Source organism: Aquamicrobium terrae (assembly GCF_052978165.1).
Window position 1 is genome coordinate 418358 of sequence record NZ_JBRKLZ010000001.1, and the last position, 16701, is coordinate 435058.

Sequence of the window (16701 nt, forward strand, 5' to 3'; positions counted from 1 at the left end):
CGGCGCTAGAGCCACTCGATGTCGTCGAAGCCGCGGGTGATGTAGCCGCCCTTCGAATAGGACTCGCCCTCGTAGCCGAAGATCGGCCACAGCTCTTTCTGGTTGTAGAGGCCCACCACGAGCCCGCCCCGGATCGCCTGGAAGAATGGCGTCTCCTCGATCTGCTTGAGCACCTCGACGCGCTCTTCCTCCCAGCCGAGCCCGCGATAGCCGCCCTCGCCGGCGCGCTTGTCGAGATCGGCGATGCCGCTTTCGATGAGGTCCTTGTGCGCGGTGTCCTTGCCGGCCTGCTCGTCATGGGTCTTGACGGCAATGGCGTAGAACCTGTCCGGCACCTGGTCGTGCGGGTAGATGTCGCGCGCCATCTGGATCAGCGTCGCCATCGTCTCCGGCTTGAGCGCCGAGGTCTCCAGCCCCCACGCATGTTCGGGGCTGATGACAGCGCTGCCGGTGATGACCAGCAGCGCACCGACGCCACCGCGCTTGAGCAGTTCACGCCGTGAAAGCCCCTGCTCGCGCCTGTAAACCGTTACCATTTTCTCCTCCCTTGCTTGCTGAAGCGCCTTGGAAAGGCGCTGTGGCTGGCGCCGCGTCTCCCGCGCGGCACGACCTCCTATTTGAAGCGGCCTCCCCGCTGCAAAACCTCGATCTTGTAGCCGTCCGGGTCCTCGATGAAGAAGAACCGGGCCAGCAGCGTGCCGTCGCGGTTGAACTCGACGATGTTCTTCGGATTGAGGCCGAGTGCGCCGAGCCGGTCGTGCTCGCTGTCCAGGTCGGCAACCGAAACGGCCAGATGGCCGTAGCCGTCGCCAAGCTGGTAGGGCTCCTCGCGCCCCTTGTTGACGGTGAGCTCCAACTCGAAGCCGGTCTCGGTGTTGCTGAGATAGATCAGGGTGAAACTCTCGAAATCGAGCCGTTCCGCGACGTCCAGCCCGAAGGCCTTGTTGTAGAAGTCGACCGACCGGGCCTCGTCGAGCACCCGGATCATGCTGTGGATTGCCTTTGCCAAAGCGCGCTCCGCCTTTCACCTGCGTTTGTCGTTGCACGGATTATGCGACCGCCCCGGCAAAGATGGTGGCAGCGGGTTACCACGGGGCATGAAACTCGAAAGTGTGATTGCCGTTTGGGATTTTTGGACCCAGAATGGGTGCAAGAAGGCAAAATGGTGCCTTTGAGAGACCAGAGAACTGATCCTGCGCGGCCGTGCCAAACAAAATCCGGTGGCCAGGATGGAATGACAGGGAGGCCTGATCATGTGCAGGGTTTTTGCCGGCCAGGATCCGGAGGGTTATCGCCAGATCAACAGGTCGATTCGCATCGGCGGACATTCCACCAGCATCCAGCTCGAAGCGACCTTCTGGACATTGCTGGACGAAATCGCCGAGAGCCAGGGGCTGACGACCCCCAAATTCATCTCGAAGCTCTATGACGAAGCGATCGAAATTCGCGGCGAAGTGCCGAACTTCGCATCGATGCTGCGTACCACCTGCGCGCTCTATCTGCGCGGGGCGCGGCCCACGGCTGAAGAAGCGATAGCCCTGAAACGCGAAGCGGCCTGAGTCGCCCCGCTAAGCTTCCAGAACTTCCTTCACGACTGTCGCCAACTGCTTGAGCGAGAACGGTTTCGGCAGGAAACCGAACTGGGCGTCTTCCGGCAGGTTCTTCGCGAAGGCATCTTCGGCATAGCCCGAAACGAACACGAACTTGACATCGGGCTGGCGCTTGCGCAGTTCGCCGAGCAGGGTCGGTCCGTCCATCTCGGGCATGACCACGTCGGACACGACGATGTCGACCCGGCCCTCGAGAGATTCGAATAGTTCCAGCGCCTCGACGCCCGAGGAGGCTTCGTGCACCGTATAGCCGCGCGAGGTGAGCGCCCTCACACCCCCCATGCGCACCGCATCCTCGTCCTCCACCAGCAGCACGGTCGCCGACCCGGAAAGGTCCTTCGCCGTGTCGGCGGGCTTGGCCGGCGCTGCCGCCGCGGCATCGGCGCCATTGGCCGCCGGCTTCTGCTCCGCCGCCCCCGCGGGCTGCGCGACTGCGACAGGAATGTGGCGCGGCAGGAAGATGCGGAAGGTGGTGCCCTTGCCGACTTCCGAATCGCAGAAGATGAAGCCGCCCGTCTGCTTGATGATGCCATAGACCATGGAAAGGCCGAGGCCGGTGCCCTTGCCGACTTCCTTGGTGGTGAAGAACGGCTCGAAGATCTTCTTCAGCACATCCGGCGGGATGCCGCTGCCGGTATCCTCGACCTCGACCAGCACATAGTCGCCGGCTTCCAGTTCGCGATAGGGGAAAGCCTTCGCCTCGTCCGTCGCCACATTGCGGGTGCGCACGGTCAGTTCCCCGCCGCCCGGCATGGCGTCGCGCGCGTTGACGGCCAGATTGACCACCACCTGCTCGAACTGGCCGATATCGACTTTCACCGGCCACAGGTCGCGGCCGTGATCGATGCGAAGCTTTATGTCGTTGCCGACGAGGCGGGCAAGCAGCATGCGCAGGTCGGCCAGCACATCGGTCAGCGTCAGCACTTCCGGGCGCAGCGTCTGCTTGCGCGAGAAGGCCAGCAACTGCCGCACCAGCGAGGCGGCGCGGTTGGCGTTCTGCTTGATGTTCATGATGTCCGGGAAGGACGGGTCGGACGGCCTGTGATTGGTCAGCAGAAGGTCCGAGGCCATGATGATGGCGGTGAGCACGTTATTGAAGTCGTGCGCAATGCCGCCGGCAAGCTGGCCCACGGCCTGCATCTTCTGGCTTTGCGCCATCTGCGCTTCCAGCGCCTTCTGCTCCGTCGTGTCGACGGCATAGACGATCGCCGCCTCCTCGGCACCGTCGCCATCCGCCACGGCATTGACGTAGAAGCGGATATGCCGCTCCTCGTTGTCCGGCAGCACCGTGTCAATGGGCGCGATATCGGCCTGCCGCTGGCGCGCCTTCTCCAGCGCCGCCTCGAAGGCGGGCCGGTCGCGCTCATGGATGACGGTATCCAGCCGCACCCGCCGGTCGAGCGCGTCGCTGTCCACCGCCGACGCGAACAGCGACAGGAACGGCGCATTGGTGCGCAGGATGCGCCCGGCCTGGTCGACACCGGCAATGGCCATCGGCGTCGAATTGAAAAAGCGGGTGAAGCGAACCTCGGAAGCTCTTAGATCGGCGGAAGAATCGTCGCCTTCCGTGCGGTTCAGCACGATGGTGCGTGTCGGGCCGGTGTGGCCGTCCCGGCTTGCAGTTGCCCGGTGCAGGAAGCGCACCGGCAGGGCTTCGCCCTTCATGGTGGTGAGGTCGAGGTCGATCACCGCATTGCGGGCCGTGCCGGGATCGGGCCGGACGGAGCGGACCAGCGCCATGCCGTCTCCGGCCACGATATCCGAAAGGGTCACCGCACCCGGCGTGAAACTGGCCAGGTCGATGCCCAGCCATTCCGCCAGCGTCGCGTTGACATAAGTGACGCGCCCGTCCTCGTCGGTCGAGAAGAATCCGGCCGGGGCATTGTCGAGATGATCGATGGCCTTTTGCAGGTCGAGGAAGAAGCGTTCCTGCTCCTCGCGCTCACGCGAGATATCGGCCAGTTTCCACGCATTGAAAGGCTGGCGCTGGCCCGGAATCCGGAACGGGCGGGCCTCGACGCGATACCAGCGCGCACCGGGCTCGGCGCCGGGCCGGATCGACTGGTTGAGCCTGAACTCGCCGTCGCCCTGCTGGCCGTCGCGCAGGCCGGACGCCAGCCGATAGATGACGGAAGATGCCTCCGGCGCATCCGACAACAGCCCTTCCACGGTCCTTATGTCCGCCGCGGAGGCCGCCCCGGTCATGTCGGCATAGGCACGGTTGGCGTAGATGATGCGGTTCTTCGCATCCGTGACCACGAGGCCCTGCGCCATCGAATCGACGAAGGCCTTGGAAAGCTCGTCACCGGTGGAGCGCGGCGCCACCTGGATGAAACCGATGGCGGTGGCGAACAGGAAGCCGACGCCGATCATCGCCAGCACGCCCAGCATGCCGAGCAGGAAGGGATCGCCGAAGCGCTCGCGGAACAGGCCGAAGACGACCGCCGAGGCGATAAGGATCAGGATGAAGATGATGAGCCGCGTGACCGTTCCCGGCCGCGTGCTGTGGTCCACCATCGGCATCGGATAGAAATCGGCGCGCGCGTCCTTGGCCATTTGCCCCCTGCTTACGATTCCTGCCCTTCGCCGAACCGAACCGGTTGAATCACATTCTCCTTGCCCGGAAAAGGCCCGAGGGGCAACTGTAAGCGGAAAATGACGCCAGTTTGGCGGTCAGGAAGGGCAGATCGCGGTGCAGTCCGCCCGAAAGCCGGGAACGGCAACTTGCAGTTCCGCGTTGCAGCGTTCTACTGTCCTGCCAGTTTCCATGATCGTGCTCTCGGGGGTGCCGATGTTTGAGTTTCTCGATAGTGCCGGAGGAGCCGGATATGGCACTGCCATTTTCTGGGTTCTGGCTGCGCTGGTGCTGTTCGCGGTGGTGCTGCTCATCGTCAAGACGATCCGCAGCATGAATTTCGGCACCTTCGTCGCCGGCGGACGCAACCGCAAGACGCGGCTTGCAGTCATGGACGCCACGGCCGTCGACAGCCATCGCCGTCTTGTCCTCGTCCGTCGGGACGATGTCGAACACCTGATTCTCATCGGCGGGCCGACCGATGTGGTGGTGGAGCGCGACATCCGCCTGGCGGCTTCCAGGCGCGCCGCCGCGCCGCTCAGCGAACCGGCGCCCGTACCCCACCAGCCGTCAAGAGCACCGGTGCCGCCTGCCCCGCCTCGCGCCGCGCCGCCGCAGGCACCGGTTTCAGCGCCCGCGCGCCCGGCTCCCATCGCGCCGCAACCTCCCGCGGCAAGGCATGTCGAGCCGGCCCCGCCGCCGGTTGCGGACCCTTCGCCACGGGCGAACATCCCCGTACAGCCGCGCCAGCCGGTCCAGTCGGTCGACGACGCGCTCGACGATTCGCTGGCCAGCGAACTGGCCCTGTCGCTTGACGATCCGGCTCCCGCCAGGCCCGGGCCGTCGCTGGACGACGAGATGTCGAGGCTGCTCGGCGAACTGTCGACCGGCAAGCGCTAGCCCCGGCCTCCCCCAATGCCATGACCGCAATGAAAAAGGCCGCCTTCCGGCGGCCTTTTTCATTGTTTGCCTGAGAACAAGTTGCTCAATCGTCGCGATAGACCTTTTCGCGACGCTCGTGGCGTTCCTGCGCCTCGATGGACAAGGTCGCGATCGGCCGCGCATCGAGCCGTTTCAACGAAATCGGCTCGCCCGTTTCTTCACAATAGCCGTAGGTGCCCTCGTCGATCCGCTGCAATGCCGAGTCGATCTTCGAGATCAGCTTGCGCTGACGGTCGCGCGCCCTGAGCTCGATGGCACGGTCGGTCTCCGAGGAGGCGCGATCCGCGAGATCGGGAAGGTTGGCATTTTCCTGCTGTAGGATTTCAAGCGTCTCGCGCGCTTCGCGCAGGATATCGTTCTTCCAGGCGATAAGCTTGTTGCGGAAGTAAGACTTCTGCCGTTCGTTCATGAACGGCTCGTCTTCGGAGGGTACGTAATCGGCAGCAAGGTTTTGATTCATTCGACTCACCCGACAGCCCCAAGAATTGGCGCCTATATATTCGCGCATGCAGGGCCGCACAAGCCTTTGTCTGCCCTCATCACACGATCGTATAAGATCGCCCTCTTCTCCCCGGCGTTGCGCTTGGTTCCGTCAATCGGTAATCCTGTGAATAAGGGACAAACGGGAGGGCTGGTGGCCAGACTCTATCTCCTGAGACACGCCAAAGCCGGTTGGGCACAGCCGGGAATGCGTGATTTCGACCGTCCGCTCGATCCAACCGGCATGGAGGAAGCGGCAGCCACAGGCGCGATCATGCGCAACTGTGGCTATGAACCCGACCTGACGCTGTGCTCCAACGCCCGCCGCGCCAGGGAAACGCTGGCCGGAATAGCCAACGGCGTGGACACCGGCCGCGTGGTCTTCCTCGACACGCTCTACACGGAAGACGCCGCCTTCTATCTCGATGCCGTCAGAACGCACGGTCATGTGGGCTCGGTGCTGGTTATCGGCCACAACCCGATGATGGAGGATCTGACCGTCGCCATATCCGGCAATGGCGAGGCCGGCGCGCTCGACATGCTGAACTACGGTTTCCCGACCTCGGGACTGGCCGTGTTGCGCTTCGAAGGCAGTCTGGCGCAGGCAGCACCCGGCAAGGGCTATCTGGAAGCCTTCCTGACGCCCGTCACCATCTGACCGGGCCTTGCCCTATTGCTAGGCCGGCCCCTATTACAAAGCCGGCAACGGCGCCCTATATCGGGCAGGATATCGAATGCGGCCCTTCATCGCGATCCGTCGGGAAACGCGTAATCTCAAGCAGTTGGACAAGGTTCGGGAACCGGATTGGCAAGCTCGCTGACCACATTCACCGACGAGGCGCGCATTGCGCTCGACACGCTTTCAGGCCGCGCCGCCGGGCTGTTTTCGCCCACCTCGCGCCTTGGCGTCACCGGCCTCTCGCGCGCCGGCAAGACCGTCTTCATCTCGGCCCTTGTGCACAATCTGCTCCATGGCGGCCGCCTGCCCCTGTTCGAGGCGCAGAAATCCGGCCGCATCGCACGGGCCTATCTGGAGGAGCAGCCGGACGACGCGGTGCCCCGCTTCCAGTACGAGGATCATATCGCCACGCTGGTCGAACAGCGCCTGTGGCCGGATTCCACCCGCGCGATCTCCGAGCTGCGGCTCACCATCGAGTATGAATCCGCTTCCGGCTGGGGCCGCATGTTCTCCGCCGGCAGGCTGTCGCTGGACATCGTCGACTATCCCGGGGAATGGCTGCTCGACCTGCCGCTGCTTGGAAAGTCTTACGCTGACTTCTCTCGTGAAACCTTTGAAATGGCAGAGCTTCCGGTACGTACGGACCTTTCGAAGGACTGGCGGACGCTTTCCGCTGCCATCGATGCGGATGCTGACGCCGACGAGGTCACCGCGCGGCGGCTGGCCGACGGTTTCGCGGCTTATCTCAAGGCCTGCAAGCTCGATGACCGCGCCCTGTCCACCCTGCCGCCGGGCCGCTTCCTGATGCCGGGCGACCTCGAAGGCTCGCCAGCGCTGACCTTCGCGCCCCTGCCGCCCGGCGAAGAACGCCGCGCACGGCCCGGATCGCTGCGCGCCATGATGGAGCGCCGCTACGAAGCCTACAAGACCCATGTCGTGAAGCCGTTCTTCCGCGAGCACATCACCCGGCTCGACCGCCAGATCGTGCTGATCGATGCGCTGCAAGCGCTCAACGCCGGCCCCGGCGCGATGGCCGACCTGGAGCGCGCCGTCACGGAAATCCTCGCCTGCTTCCGCCCCGGCCGCGGCAATTTCCTGACCGACCTCGTATCGAGGCGCATCGACCGCATCCTCATCGCGGCCACAAAGGCCGACCATCTCCATCATGAAAGCCACGACCGTTTGCAGGCCATCGTGCGGCGGCTGGCGGACAGGGCCATCGCACGCGCCAATTTCACCGGCGCCGACGTTGACGTGGTCGCCATGGCCGCCGTTCGCGCCACCCGCGAAGGCACCGTCAAGCAGGGGCGCGAAACCCTGCCCGTCATTCTCGGCACGCCGCTGGCCGGAGAAACCATCGGTGGCCAGGCCTTCGACGGAAAGACGGAAACAGCCATATTTCCCGGTGACTTGCCGGAAAAAGTTGATTCCGTCTTTGAAACGTCGAACGGCCACAGGCAGGACGATGCCGATCCGGCGATCCGCTTCGTCCGCTTCCGTCCCCCGAAGCTGGAACGCACGGCCGAGGGCGTTACCCTGTCCCTGCCGCACATCCGGCTCGACCGCGCCTTGCAGTTCCTGATCGGAGACAGGCTGGCATGAGCAGCACGCCCCGCAAACCCTCCGCATTTCCCATTGCGCCGGAGCCGGCGGAGAGCGCCGAAGAGACGGCGAAGGTCCGGCAGGCACCGACAATGACCGCTCCGCGCAAGCCGCGTGCCGCGCCAGTCGAACTCGCCGTGGCCGTGGCTGCCGAGCATGATGTTTTCGACGAGCCGGATCTCGCCGTGGCCGAGCCGCCGCCTGCCACAGCGCCGCGCAAGCGCTCGCTGGCCGCGCGCATCCTGCTCAGCGCGCTGGGCATATTGGTGTCGCTGGCGGTCGGCCTGTGGGTCGATGGCCTGATCCGCACCCTTTTCGAGCGCACCCCATGGCTGGGCTGGCTGGCGGCGGGCGTGGCCGCGATCGGCGCGATCGCCCTCGTCATCGTGCTCGCCCGCGAGTTCTGGGCCATCGCCCGCCTGGCCGAGGTCGAGAAGATGCAGCGCCGCGCGCTGGACGCCATCGCCCGCAACGACCCCAAGGCCGCGCGCGCCGTGGTGGATGAACTGTCCGCCTTCGTGGCCTCCAAGCCGGAAACCGCCGCGGGCCGTCGTGCGCTGGATGCGCTGCGCAGCGAGGTCATCGACGGCGCCGACCTCGTGCGGCTGGCCGAAGCCGAGATCCTCGCCCCGCTCGATGCCCGTGCCAAAGTCATGATCCTCGACGCCGCCAAGCGCGTCTCGCTGGTCACGGCGGTGAGCCCGCGCGCCGTGGTCGACATCGCCTATGTCGCCTTCGAGGCGGCGCGGCTGATCCGGCGGCTTTCCGAACTGTATGGCGGCCGCCCCGGCACGCTGGGCTTCTTCCGGCTGGCGCGCGGCGTGCTCGCCCATCTGGCCATCACCGGCTCCATCGCACTGGGCGACGGCTTCGTCCAGCAGATACTGGGCCACGGCCTCGCCGCGAGGCTGTCGGCCAAGCTGGGCGAAGGCGTGGTCAACGGCATGCTGACCGCCCGCATTGGGTTGGCCGCCATGGACACCACCCGACCCCTGCCTTTCCAGGCGCTCAAGCGGCCCGGCATGAGTGATTTCCTGTCGGCCCTGACCTCCTTCGCCGGCAAGGAAAACCGCGGGAAACCGCAAGAAGACGCGCAGCGCTGACACACTTTGTGACGCCACGGAAGCTGGCGAAAATTCGAATTGTCCGGCATATGGTGAGAAACCGTTAACCATTCTTGTTCATGGTTCGAGCAAGGTTCCTCTCAGTATTTCGTTGCCGGGTATCCTCGATGAAAAGCGTGATCGTGTCTTCCGTGCTGCCGCTGGCCCTGGCCGTGTCGGCAACCGCAATGCTCCCGGCAACCGCTTCGGCAGGCGAGCGCGACAAGCAGTTCTTCCAGTCGGTCGAAGGCAAATGGGTCGGCCCGGGCGAGATCGTCGCCGGCAAGTACAAGGGCACCAAGTTCACCTGCACCTTCACCGGATCGACGCCTGAACTGAAGGTCGGCATGACGCTCGACGGCTCATGCCGCGTCGGCGTCTTCACCCAGCAGATGACGGCGACGGTCGAGCACAAGGGCCGTGGCGGCTACAAGGGCTCGTTCATGGGCGGCTCGTCCGGCAACGGCCTCGATATCGTGGCCGGCAATGTGGTCGACACCCGCAAGGTCGTGTTCGCCATCAACCGCAACCAGCTCAACGGCGTGATGCAGGCCCGTATCCCGGACGACCAGTCGATGGTCGTCACCGTTTCGGTCAAGGTGGACAAGCAGGTGGTGCCGGTGATCGGCATGAACCTCAAGCGCGTCGATGGTGCACCTGTCGGCAAGCTCGCCAAGAACTGACGAGCCTGCCAAGGACCGCTTAAAGCACGTCGCGATCTTCCAGATTCGCTCCTTGCGCTTTAAGCTGCTGTTTTTACGCATATCGTTATCCCGAAACCGGTTCCCACTTTCGGGCGACATGCTTCAAGCGGCGTTGGCGCCCGATTCCTTGTCGAGAACCATGTAATCGAGCGGCAGCTCGGTGGTGTTCTTGATCTGCTCCATCGCAAAAGCCGACGACACGTCGCGGATTTCGATCTTGGCGATCAGGCGCTTGTAGAACGCGTCATAGGCCGCGATATCAGGCACCACCACCCGCAGCAGATAGTCGACATCACCGCTCATGCGGTAGAATTCGACGACTTCCGGAAACTCCTGGATCACCTCGGAAAAGCGGCGCAGCCATTCATGGCTGTGCGAATTGGTGCGGATCGAGACGAAGACGTTGACCCGCACATTCACCCGCACGGGATCGAGCAGCGCCACGCGGCGCTTGATGACCCCTTCCTCCTCCAGTTTCTGGATACGCCGCCAGCACGGCGTGGTCGACAGGCCGACCTTCTTGGCGACATCGGCCACGGCAAGCGTGGCATCCTCCTGCAAGAGGCGCAGAATTTTTCGGTCGAGGCGGTCCATGAGCGCTCCTTGTAGAAAAGATGCCCAATTTTCCGCCAGAACACGCCGTTAAACAAGAAAGAAATTCCGATATATCGGCGGAAGACGAGTGATAAATTCTCAAAACCTCAGCCAATCCGTTGCCGGATTTCCGTCTTGAGGAATGGCAGCAATTCCATTTCGAACCAGGGATTGCGCTTAAGCCAGCCGGTATTGCGCCAGGAAGGGTGCGGCAAGGGCAGAACCTTGACCCTGCCTTCCGCCTGCCAGATCGCCCGCCAGTCCTTCACCGTGTCGGTCAGCGAAGGCTTGCGCAACGGGCCCATGTGCCAGTTCTGCGCATAGATGCCGATGGTGAGGATAAGGTCGAGCTGCGGCATCAGTTCCATCAGCGGCGCACGCCATGCCGGCGCGCATTCGCGGCGCGGCGGCAGGTCACCACCCTTGGCGTCCTGGCCGGGGAAGCAGAAGCCCATCGGCACGATGGCGAATTTTGCGGGATCGTAGAACTCGCAACTGGTGACACCCAGCCAGGAGCGCAACCGGTCGCCGGAAGCATCGGTGAACGGCACGCCGCTCAGATGCACCTTTGTGCCGGGCGCCTGGCTGGCAATGAGGATGCGCGCCGTGGAAGACGGCACCAGCACCGGGTTCGGCTCATGCGGAAGCGGCTTGCCGAGCGGCCGTTCCACGCAGATGCGGCAAGCCCGCACCCGCGCCGTCAGCCGGGCGAGATCATCGCCGACGACTGGTGGCCGCTCGCTTATGTCCATGGTCAGGCAGCGGCGCTCGGCCGGGCCGAGACAGCCTCATGCCAGCGCCGCACATTCGCGCACTCGTCCGGTACCTGTATGCGGGCGGGCTTCATGAAATCGACGGCGATCAGGCCGGTGATATCGGCGATCGAATAGGCATCGCCGGCAATGAATTCCCGGCCCGCCAGTTCACCGTCGAGGAACCGGAGGAAGTCGACCACCTTCGGCTTATTCGCTTCGCCCCATTCCGGCACCTGCGGCACCTCCCACTCCTTCATGGCGGGGTGGATGTGGCGGAAGGCATGCGCCACCCGCATCATCAGTTCCAGTTCCATGCGCCGCTGCCACATCTCAACCTGCGCCTTGCCGAGCGCACCCTGTCCAAACAGTGGCGGCTGAGGCTGAAGCTCCTCGAAATAGCGGCAGATGGCGACGGATTCGGTCAAGATGGTGCCGTCGTCCAGTTCCAGAACCGGCAGGCGCTGCAAGGGATTGCGCACGCGTATCTCGTCGGCGCGATGGCCCATCGCGCCCATGTCTACCGGAACGAGTGGCACCTTCATGCCTTTTTCCGCGAGAAATACGCGCACCCGGCGCGGATTGGGCGCCCGCCCGCCATCGAACAGCTTCATCGACTTCTCCCTGTCATCGGCATGCCCGCAATATAGGGCTGCCCTCACCAGAAACGAAACAATTGCCGCAGCCAGTCACCGATGCCGGCCAGAACATCATGCTCCGGCTCGGGCTGGCCGCCCTGCCGGTCACGCCAATGCCGGGGCCGCTCGAACTCGCCGGCCCAGACGCCGCGTCCGGCAGCCCGTGCGGCCGCCTCCTCCCGTTCGAAATCGCCATAGGCGACAGCCCAGCCGGCCTCCACCTGGGTCCGGTTGAGGTCGATGCCATCCGCCGTGCAGTCCCCCAGAAGCCGGCCGTACTGATCGTTGCGCCAGCCGCTGCAGACCACCGTTTTGTTCTGCGTCAGCCGCAAGAGCGCATTCCGCGATTCCCGGCCGCAGGCAAACTCCGTGCCTTCGCGCGTGCAGTTCTGCCTATATTCCGGCGCGTCGATGCCACGCAGCCGCACGCGCTGCCCGCCAAGCTCGATGGAATCGCCATCGACGATCCTGGCCATGCCCTGCTCGGTTCGGGTGTTGACCGCGTCCAGCCGCGCCACGAGGAGCGCCAGCAACGCGAAAAGGGCGATGGTGAGCCCATAGTCGAGCCACCGCCGTGCCGGGCTGCGCCGACGCTGGCTCCAGCGCCGATCTCCGTTACGCCGACGCGATCTGCTCATATGGAAAACAAAGTCTTAAGCATTCGATCGTAGCGTGTCGGCTGAACATGCTGGCCGCATAGATTGAACCCATTGATGCCGTTGCAACGCTCAACCACAGCGGACAAGAATATTGTGGACCGCCGCCGACCGCATCGCAACAGCGATGTAGCGCGCGCTGTGCGCAAGACCCGCGACCGTCTGGCGCAACAGGCCGGCAATCCCGATTTCGACCGCGAGATGCTGAAACTGCACGCCCGCGCCATGATGGGCGGCGCGCTGTTCATCCCGGTATTGATCCTGGTCGTCATGCTCGCCGGCGTGGCAGCCGGCGTCGGCAGCCAGATACTGGTGTGGGGCGGGCTGGCGCTGCTCTTCAACACGGCGCTGATCCTGGCGGCACAGAGGATCGACAAGACCGACGCCGCCCTCGTCAAGCCCAGGGCCGAAAAGCGCAACTTCCTGCTCGCGCACCTGCTTGCCGGCCTCGGCTGGGCGCATTTCGCCGTGCTGGGATGCGCATCCTGTGCGGTCGAGCAGTTCCATATCGTCAAGGCGGTGACGCTCCTGCTGGCCATGGCCGCCACGGCAATCATGACCGCGTCGCTCAGCGGCGCCCTGATCGCAACCTTCGCCCTGCCCGTCGCGGCCTATGCCTACGGCGCCACATGGCCGCTGGCGCCCGTCGAGATGATGATGCTGGGCCTGCTGGTCGTTGCCCTGCCCTTCCTGTCCTACGTCGCGCGGCATCTGAACCGCTCGTCGGTCATGCTGCTTTCCTTCCGCTCGGAAAAGGATGCGCTGATTGCCGAGCTGGAAACCGCGAAGGCCATGTCGGACGAGGCCCGCCACCGCGCCGAGGAGGCCAATCTCGCCAAGTCGCGCTTCCTGGCCTCGATGAGCCATGAACTGCGCACGCCGCTCAACGCCATTCTGGGGTTCTCGGAGGTCATGGCCAACGAGGTGCTGGGTCCCGTCGGCAACAAGACCTATCGCGACTATGCCGGCGATATCCACGATTCGGGCCAGCACCTGCTCAACCTCATCAACGAGATTCTCGACCTGTCGCGCATCGAGGCCGGCCGCTACCAGCTTCAGGAAGAGCCGGTGATCCTTGCCCTGCTGGCCGAAGACAGTTGCCACATGATGGAACTGCGGGCACGCAACAAGGATATCCGCATCGTCCAGGAGTTCGAGCCGACGCTGCCGCGCCTGTTTGCGGACGAGCGCGCCATCCGCCAGATCCTGCTCAATCTCCTGTCGAACGCCATCAAGTTCACGCCGACCGGCGGCGAAGTGCGCGTGCGCGTCGGCTGGACGGCCGGTGGCGGGCAGTACATTTCGGTGAAGGACAACGGCCCGGGCATCCCGCAGGACGAAATCCCGGTCGTGCTGTCTGTGTTCGGCCAGGGCGCCATCGCCATCAAGAGCGCCGAACAGGGAACCGGCCTCGGCCTGCCGATCGTGCAGGGCCTCGTCGCCATGCACGGTGGAGAATTCGAGTTGCATTCGCGGCTGCGCGAAGGCACCGAGGCCATCGTCATCTTCCCGCCGTCGCGTGTCATGGAAGAGCTGCCGGCGCTGCCGACCAAGGTCGCCGCCAACGCCGGCTGGTAGGCCCGCAGCGCTCCTGCTCAGCCGCGCTGCGCCACCGCCATGCCCGACGTCATCTGCACCGCGGCCTTCACCAGACCGGCAACCAGCGCCGCGCCCACGCCCTCTCCATGGCCGATGCCGAGATCGAGCAGCGGCTGCAGGCCGATGAACTCGGCGGCCCGCCGATGGCCGGGTTCGGTCGACAGGCTGGCCAGCAGGCAATGGTCGAGCGCGCCGGGATTCGCCTTGTGCAGGACGGCGGCCGCCGCCGTGGCGGCAAAGCCGTCGATGAGGACGGGCACACGCTCGATGCGGGCGGCAAGGATAGCCCCGGCGATGGCCGCGAACTCCCGTCCGCCGACGCGCGCCAGCGCTTCCAGCGGATCGTCGAGATGCGGCCCGTGCAGGGCCAGCGCCTGATCCACGATGGCGGCCTTGCGCGCCACACCCGTCTCATCGGAGCCGCTGCCGGGACCGACCCAGTCCCTGCCCTCGCCTCCGAACAACGCCGCCAGCAGCGCGGCGGCCACGGTGGAATTGCCCACGCCCAACTCGCCGAGGCAAAGCAGGTCGGAACCGCCGGCGATCGCCTCCATGCCGAAGGCCATGGTGGCGGCGCAGCCACGCTCGTTCAGCGCCGGCTCGCGGGTGATGTCGCCCGTCGGCAGATCGAGCGCGAGATCGAACACCTTGAGGCCGAGGTCATAGGTCAGGCACACCTGGTTGATCGCAGCGCCGCCCGCCGCACACAATTCCACCGCTTCGGCCGTTGCCGAAACCGGACGCGGGGAGATGCCCTGCGCCGCGACGCCGTGGGTGCCGGCAAAGATGGCGACCAGCGGACGCGTCACTTGCGGGCGCGCGCGGCCGGTCCAGCCGGCGAACCAGACGGCGATATCCTCCATCCGGCCAAGCGGCCCCTGTGCCAGCGCCGCCTTGGCGAACACCTCGCGGACACTCGCCCCGGCCTGGCCGTCAGGCCCAGGCAGCTTGTCCAAAAGGGTTCGGAAATCTTCAAACGGCAATGCGCTGACCATGGCGCGGCTCCTTGCAAAACTGCCGTCCGCATAGCCCCGTCATGCCCGACTGACAACCGCGATCGCCAAAAACGGCAAAAGGTGACGGCGGCGGAAAGGCTTGCATCGCCCGGCCGGGTGCACCATGTGGAATGGAAGCCTGCTCTTTGTCCGGACATCGGATATTTTTCGAGAACCGATTCCCATTTTCGGTCCGGTGCCCAAGGGAACAACCATGACGGCAATTGAGTCGCCCTGTATTCTCGTCTGCTCCATCGACATGAAAACCGGCTACTGCTTCGGCTGCGGGCGCACGCGCGACGAGATTTCCGGCTGGCTCTCGATGACCCCGCAAGAGCGACGCGACATCATGGCCCTGCTGCCCGCCCGGCTCGAAACCGTGGAACGCAAGCCGCGCCGCGAAACCCGTCGTACCCGCATGGCGCGCGAACGGGCGGAGGCCTCCCGATGAGCCGCGGCCTGTGGATCATCCTCGTCGTCATCGGCGTGGCCGTGGTGCTTTTGATGCTGAACCACGATTCGGGAAGCACGCTCGGCTTCATCAACGAGGATTTCGCCAATCTCATATGGCTTGGCGTGCTCGCCGCGGTGATCGGCGCCGGGATTCTGCGCTCCGGCCACCGCTTCGGCGATATGGCCCGCAGCTTCGGCCTGTGGGTCCTGATCGTGCTGGCCCTGATTGCCGGCTACCAGTACCGCTATGAATTGCAGGACTTCGGCAATCGTGTCACCGCCGGGCTGATCCCCGGCAGCCCGTTGATGCTAGGCGTAGAGGACGGCCGCCCCACCGTGACGCTGGACAAGGGCCGCAGCGGCCATTTCGAGGCCCGGCTGGAGATCAACGGCAGACCCGTGCACGCCGTGGTCGATACCGGCGCCACGACCACCGTGCTCAGCGCCGAGGATGCGCGCGCGGCGGGCTTCGACGTCGTATCGCTGCGCTACACCGTTCCGGTCTCCACCGCCAACGGCATCACCAATGCCTCGGCCGTGCGCGCGGACGAGATCGCCGTCGGCAACATCGTGCGGCGCGACATGCCGATACTGATCGCCGCGCCCGGCGCCCTGCGGCAAAGCCTGCTCGGCATGAACTTCATCGGCTCGCTGTCCGGCTTCGACGTGCGCGGCGACCGCATGATCCTTCGCGATTGAACGGGAGCATCGGATCCGCTTTCCATATCCGATGTTCGATCAAAGACAGGAGCCGACATGGATATTTCGACTGCCGACCCGCATATGGTGACCGATTTCTGGCGTAAATCCGGCCCCGAGGCATGGTTCCGCAAGGACGTTGCCTTCGACGCCAATTTCAGGGCGCGCTTCCTCGAGTTGCACTATGCCGCCGCGCGCCGCGAACTCGACCACTGGATCGAGGAGCCGGAAGGCGCGCTCGCCCTGATGATCCTGCTCGACCAGCTTCCCCGCAACTGCTTCCGCGGCACCGGCCACATGTTCGCGACCGATCCGCTGGCCCGCCATTTCGCGGCAAAGGCCGTGGCGGCCGGGCATGACCTGGCGGTGGACGAGCAGATTCGCGTCTTCTTCTACCTGCCGTTCGAGCATTCGGAAAATCTCGCCGACCAGAAGCTGTCGGTGGAACTCCACAAGGCCAACGCCGCGAGCTATCTCGAATATGCCGTGGACCATCGCGACATCATCGAGCGTTTCGGCCGCTTTCCGCACAGGAATGGCCCGCTGGGCCGCGAGACGACGCCCGAGGAGCAAGCTTTTCTCGACGGCGGCGGTTTCGCCGGCTGAGCCGGAAGGCCGGT

At 64.9% G+C, this 16701-nt stretch carries 19 protein-coding genes; 10 read left to right on the forward strand and 9 right to left on the reverse strand.

Annotated features, from left to right (window positions below):
* Window positions 1-5: 5 nt before the first annotated feature.
* Complete coding sequence (locus ACVCNR_RS02240; protein WP_447073681.1) at window positions 6-536, reverse strand: gluconate 2-dehydrogenase subunit 3 family protein; 531 nt, start codon at window positions 534-536, stop codon at window positions 6-8.
* Window positions 537-613: 77 nt separating this feature from the next.
* On the reverse strand, window positions 614-1009 hold the full coding sequence (locus ACVCNR_RS02245; RefSeq protein ID WP_447073683.1) for a VOC family protein: 396 nt from the start codon (window positions 1007-1009) through the stop codon (window positions 614-616).
* A 244-nt stretch (window positions 1010-1253) separates the two neighbouring features.
* Between ACVCNR_RS02245 and ACVCNR_RS02250 the strand changes: the two genes are divergently transcribed.
* On the forward strand, window positions 1254-1559 hold the full coding sequence (locus ACVCNR_RS02250; RefSeq protein WP_354192308.1) for a ribbon-helix-helix domain-containing protein: 306 nt from the start codon (window positions 1254-1256) through the stop codon (window positions 1557-1559).
* A 9-nt stretch (window positions 1560-1568) separates the two neighbouring features.
* On the opposite strand, the gene cckA is transcribed toward ACVCNR_RS02250, so the two are convergent.
* The gene (gene cckA, locus ACVCNR_RS02255; RefSeq protein ID WP_354192307.1) at window positions 1569-4166 is read right to left on the reverse strand and encodes a cell cycle histidine kinase CckA; all 2598 of its coding nucleotides are present in this window, start codon (window positions 4164-4166) and stop codon (window positions 1569-1571) included.
* A gap of 235 nt (window positions 4167-4401) precedes the next feature.
* Between cckA and ACVCNR_RS02260 the strand changes: the two genes are divergently transcribed.
* Window positions 4402-5085 (forward strand): hypothetical protein, encoded by a 684-nt coding sequence (locus tag ACVCNR_RS02260; protein WP_354192306.1) that lies wholly within the window; start codon window positions 4402-4404, stop codon window positions 5083-5085.
* A gap of 85 nt (window positions 5086-5170) precedes the next feature.
* On the opposite strand, the gene dksA is transcribed toward ACVCNR_RS02260, so the two are convergent.
* Window positions 5171-5587, reverse strand: coding sequence for an RNA polymerase-binding protein DksA (dksA, locus tag ACVCNR_RS02265; protein ID WP_354192454.1), 417 nt, complete (start codon window positions 5585-5587; stop codon window positions 5171-5173).
* A gap of 174 nt (window positions 5588-5761) precedes the next feature.
* On the opposite strand from dksA, the gene ACVCNR_RS02270 reads away from it, so the two are divergent.
* From ACVCNR_RS02270 to ACVCNR_RS02285, 4 genes are all read left to right on the forward strand, one after another.
* The gene (locus ACVCNR_RS02270; protein WP_354192305.1) at window positions 5762-6265 is read left to right on the forward strand and encodes a SixA phosphatase family protein; all 504 of its coding nucleotides are present in this window, start codon (window positions 5762-5764) and stop codon (window positions 6263-6265) included.
* A gap of 147 nt (window positions 6266-6412) precedes the next feature.
* Window positions 6413-7888, forward strand: a complete 1476-nt coding sequence (locus tag ACVCNR_RS02275; RefSeq protein ID WP_447073685.1) for a YcjX family GTP-binding protein — start codon at window positions 6413-6415, stop codon at window positions 7886-7888.
* Window positions 7885-8991, forward strand: a complete 1107-nt coding sequence (locus ACVCNR_RS02280; RefSeq protein ID WP_447073687.1) for a YcjF family protein — start codon at window positions 7885-7887, stop codon at window positions 8989-8991. Before ACVCNR_RS02275 ends, ACVCNR_RS02280 begins: the two co-directional genes overlap by 4 nt.
* Window positions 8992-9119: 128 nt before the next feature.
* Entirely contained in the window at window positions 9120-9674 is a 555-nt protein-coding gene (locus ACVCNR_RS02285) for a hypothetical protein (protein ID WP_447073689.1), read from the forward strand.
* A gap of 123 nt (window positions 9675-9797) precedes the next feature.
* Here the strand turns inward: ACVCNR_RS02285 and ACVCNR_RS02290 are convergent, their stop codons facing one another.
* The 4 genes from ACVCNR_RS02290 to ACVCNR_RS02305 form a co-directional block, all read right to left on the reverse strand.
* Entirely contained in the window at window positions 9798-10289 is a 492-nt protein-coding gene (locus ACVCNR_RS02290; RefSeq protein ID WP_354192298.1) for an Lrp/AsnC family transcriptional regulator, read from the reverse strand.
* A gap of 107 nt (window positions 10290-10396) precedes the next feature.
* Entirely contained in the window at window positions 10397-11041 is a 645-nt protein-coding gene (locus ACVCNR_RS02295; RefSeq protein WP_447073690.1) for a uracil-DNA glycosylase family protein, read from the reverse strand.
* A gap of 2 nt (window positions 11042-11043) precedes the next feature.
* Window positions 11044-11655 carry a glutathione S-transferase gene (locus tag ACVCNR_RS02300; protein WP_447073691.1) on the reverse strand — a complete coding sequence of 204 codons (612 nt, stop codon included), beginning with the start codon at window positions 11653-11655 and terminating at the stop codon, window positions 11044-11046.
* Window positions 11656-11699: 44 nt separating this feature from the next.
* Window positions 11700-12317, reverse strand: a complete 618-nt coding sequence (locus ACVCNR_RS02305; RefSeq protein ID WP_447073692.1) for a thermonuclease family protein — start codon at window positions 12315-12317, stop codon at window positions 11700-11702.
* Window positions 12318-12392: 75 nt separating this feature from the next.
* On the opposite strand from ACVCNR_RS02305, the gene ACVCNR_RS02310 reads away from it, so the two are divergent.
* Window positions 12393-13913, forward strand: a complete 1521-nt coding sequence (locus tag ACVCNR_RS02310) for a sensor histidine kinase (protein WP_354192292.1) — start codon at window positions 12393-12395, stop codon at window positions 13911-13913.
* Window positions 13914-13930: 17 nt separating this feature from the next.
* On the opposite strand, the gene ACVCNR_RS02315 is transcribed toward ACVCNR_RS02310, so the two are convergent.
* The gene (locus ACVCNR_RS02315; protein WP_354192291.1) at window positions 13931-14929 is read right to left on the reverse strand and encodes a nicotinate-nucleotide--dimethylbenzimidazole phosphoribosyltransferase; all 999 of its coding nucleotides are present in this window, start codon (window positions 14927-14929) and stop codon (window positions 13931-13933) included.
* Between the two features lie 214 nt (window positions 14930-15143).
* On the opposite strand from ACVCNR_RS02315, the gene ACVCNR_RS02320 reads away from it, so the two are divergent.
* The 3 genes from ACVCNR_RS02320 to ACVCNR_RS02330 are packed head-to-tail and all read left to right on the forward strand — an operon-like array spanning window position 15144 to window position 16687.
* Window positions 15144-15380 (forward strand): DUF1289 domain-containing protein, encoded by a 237-nt coding sequence (locus ACVCNR_RS02320; protein ID WP_354192290.1) that lies wholly within the window; start codon window positions 15144-15146, stop codon window positions 15378-15380.
* Window positions 15377-16081 carry a TIGR02281 family clan AA aspartic protease gene (locus tag ACVCNR_RS02325; protein WP_354192289.1) on the forward strand — a complete coding sequence of 235 codons (705 nt, stop codon included), beginning with the start codon at window positions 15377-15379 and terminating at the stop codon, window positions 16079-16081. Before ACVCNR_RS02320 ends, ACVCNR_RS02325 begins: the two co-directional genes overlap by 4 nt.
* A 57-nt stretch (window positions 16082-16138) precedes the next feature.
* Complete coding sequence (locus ACVCNR_RS02330) at window positions 16139-16687, forward strand: DUF924 family protein (RefSeq protein ID WP_354192288.1); 549 nt, start codon at window positions 16139-16141, stop codon at window positions 16685-16687.
* The last annotated feature ends 14 nt before the right edge of the window (window positions 16688-16701 follow it).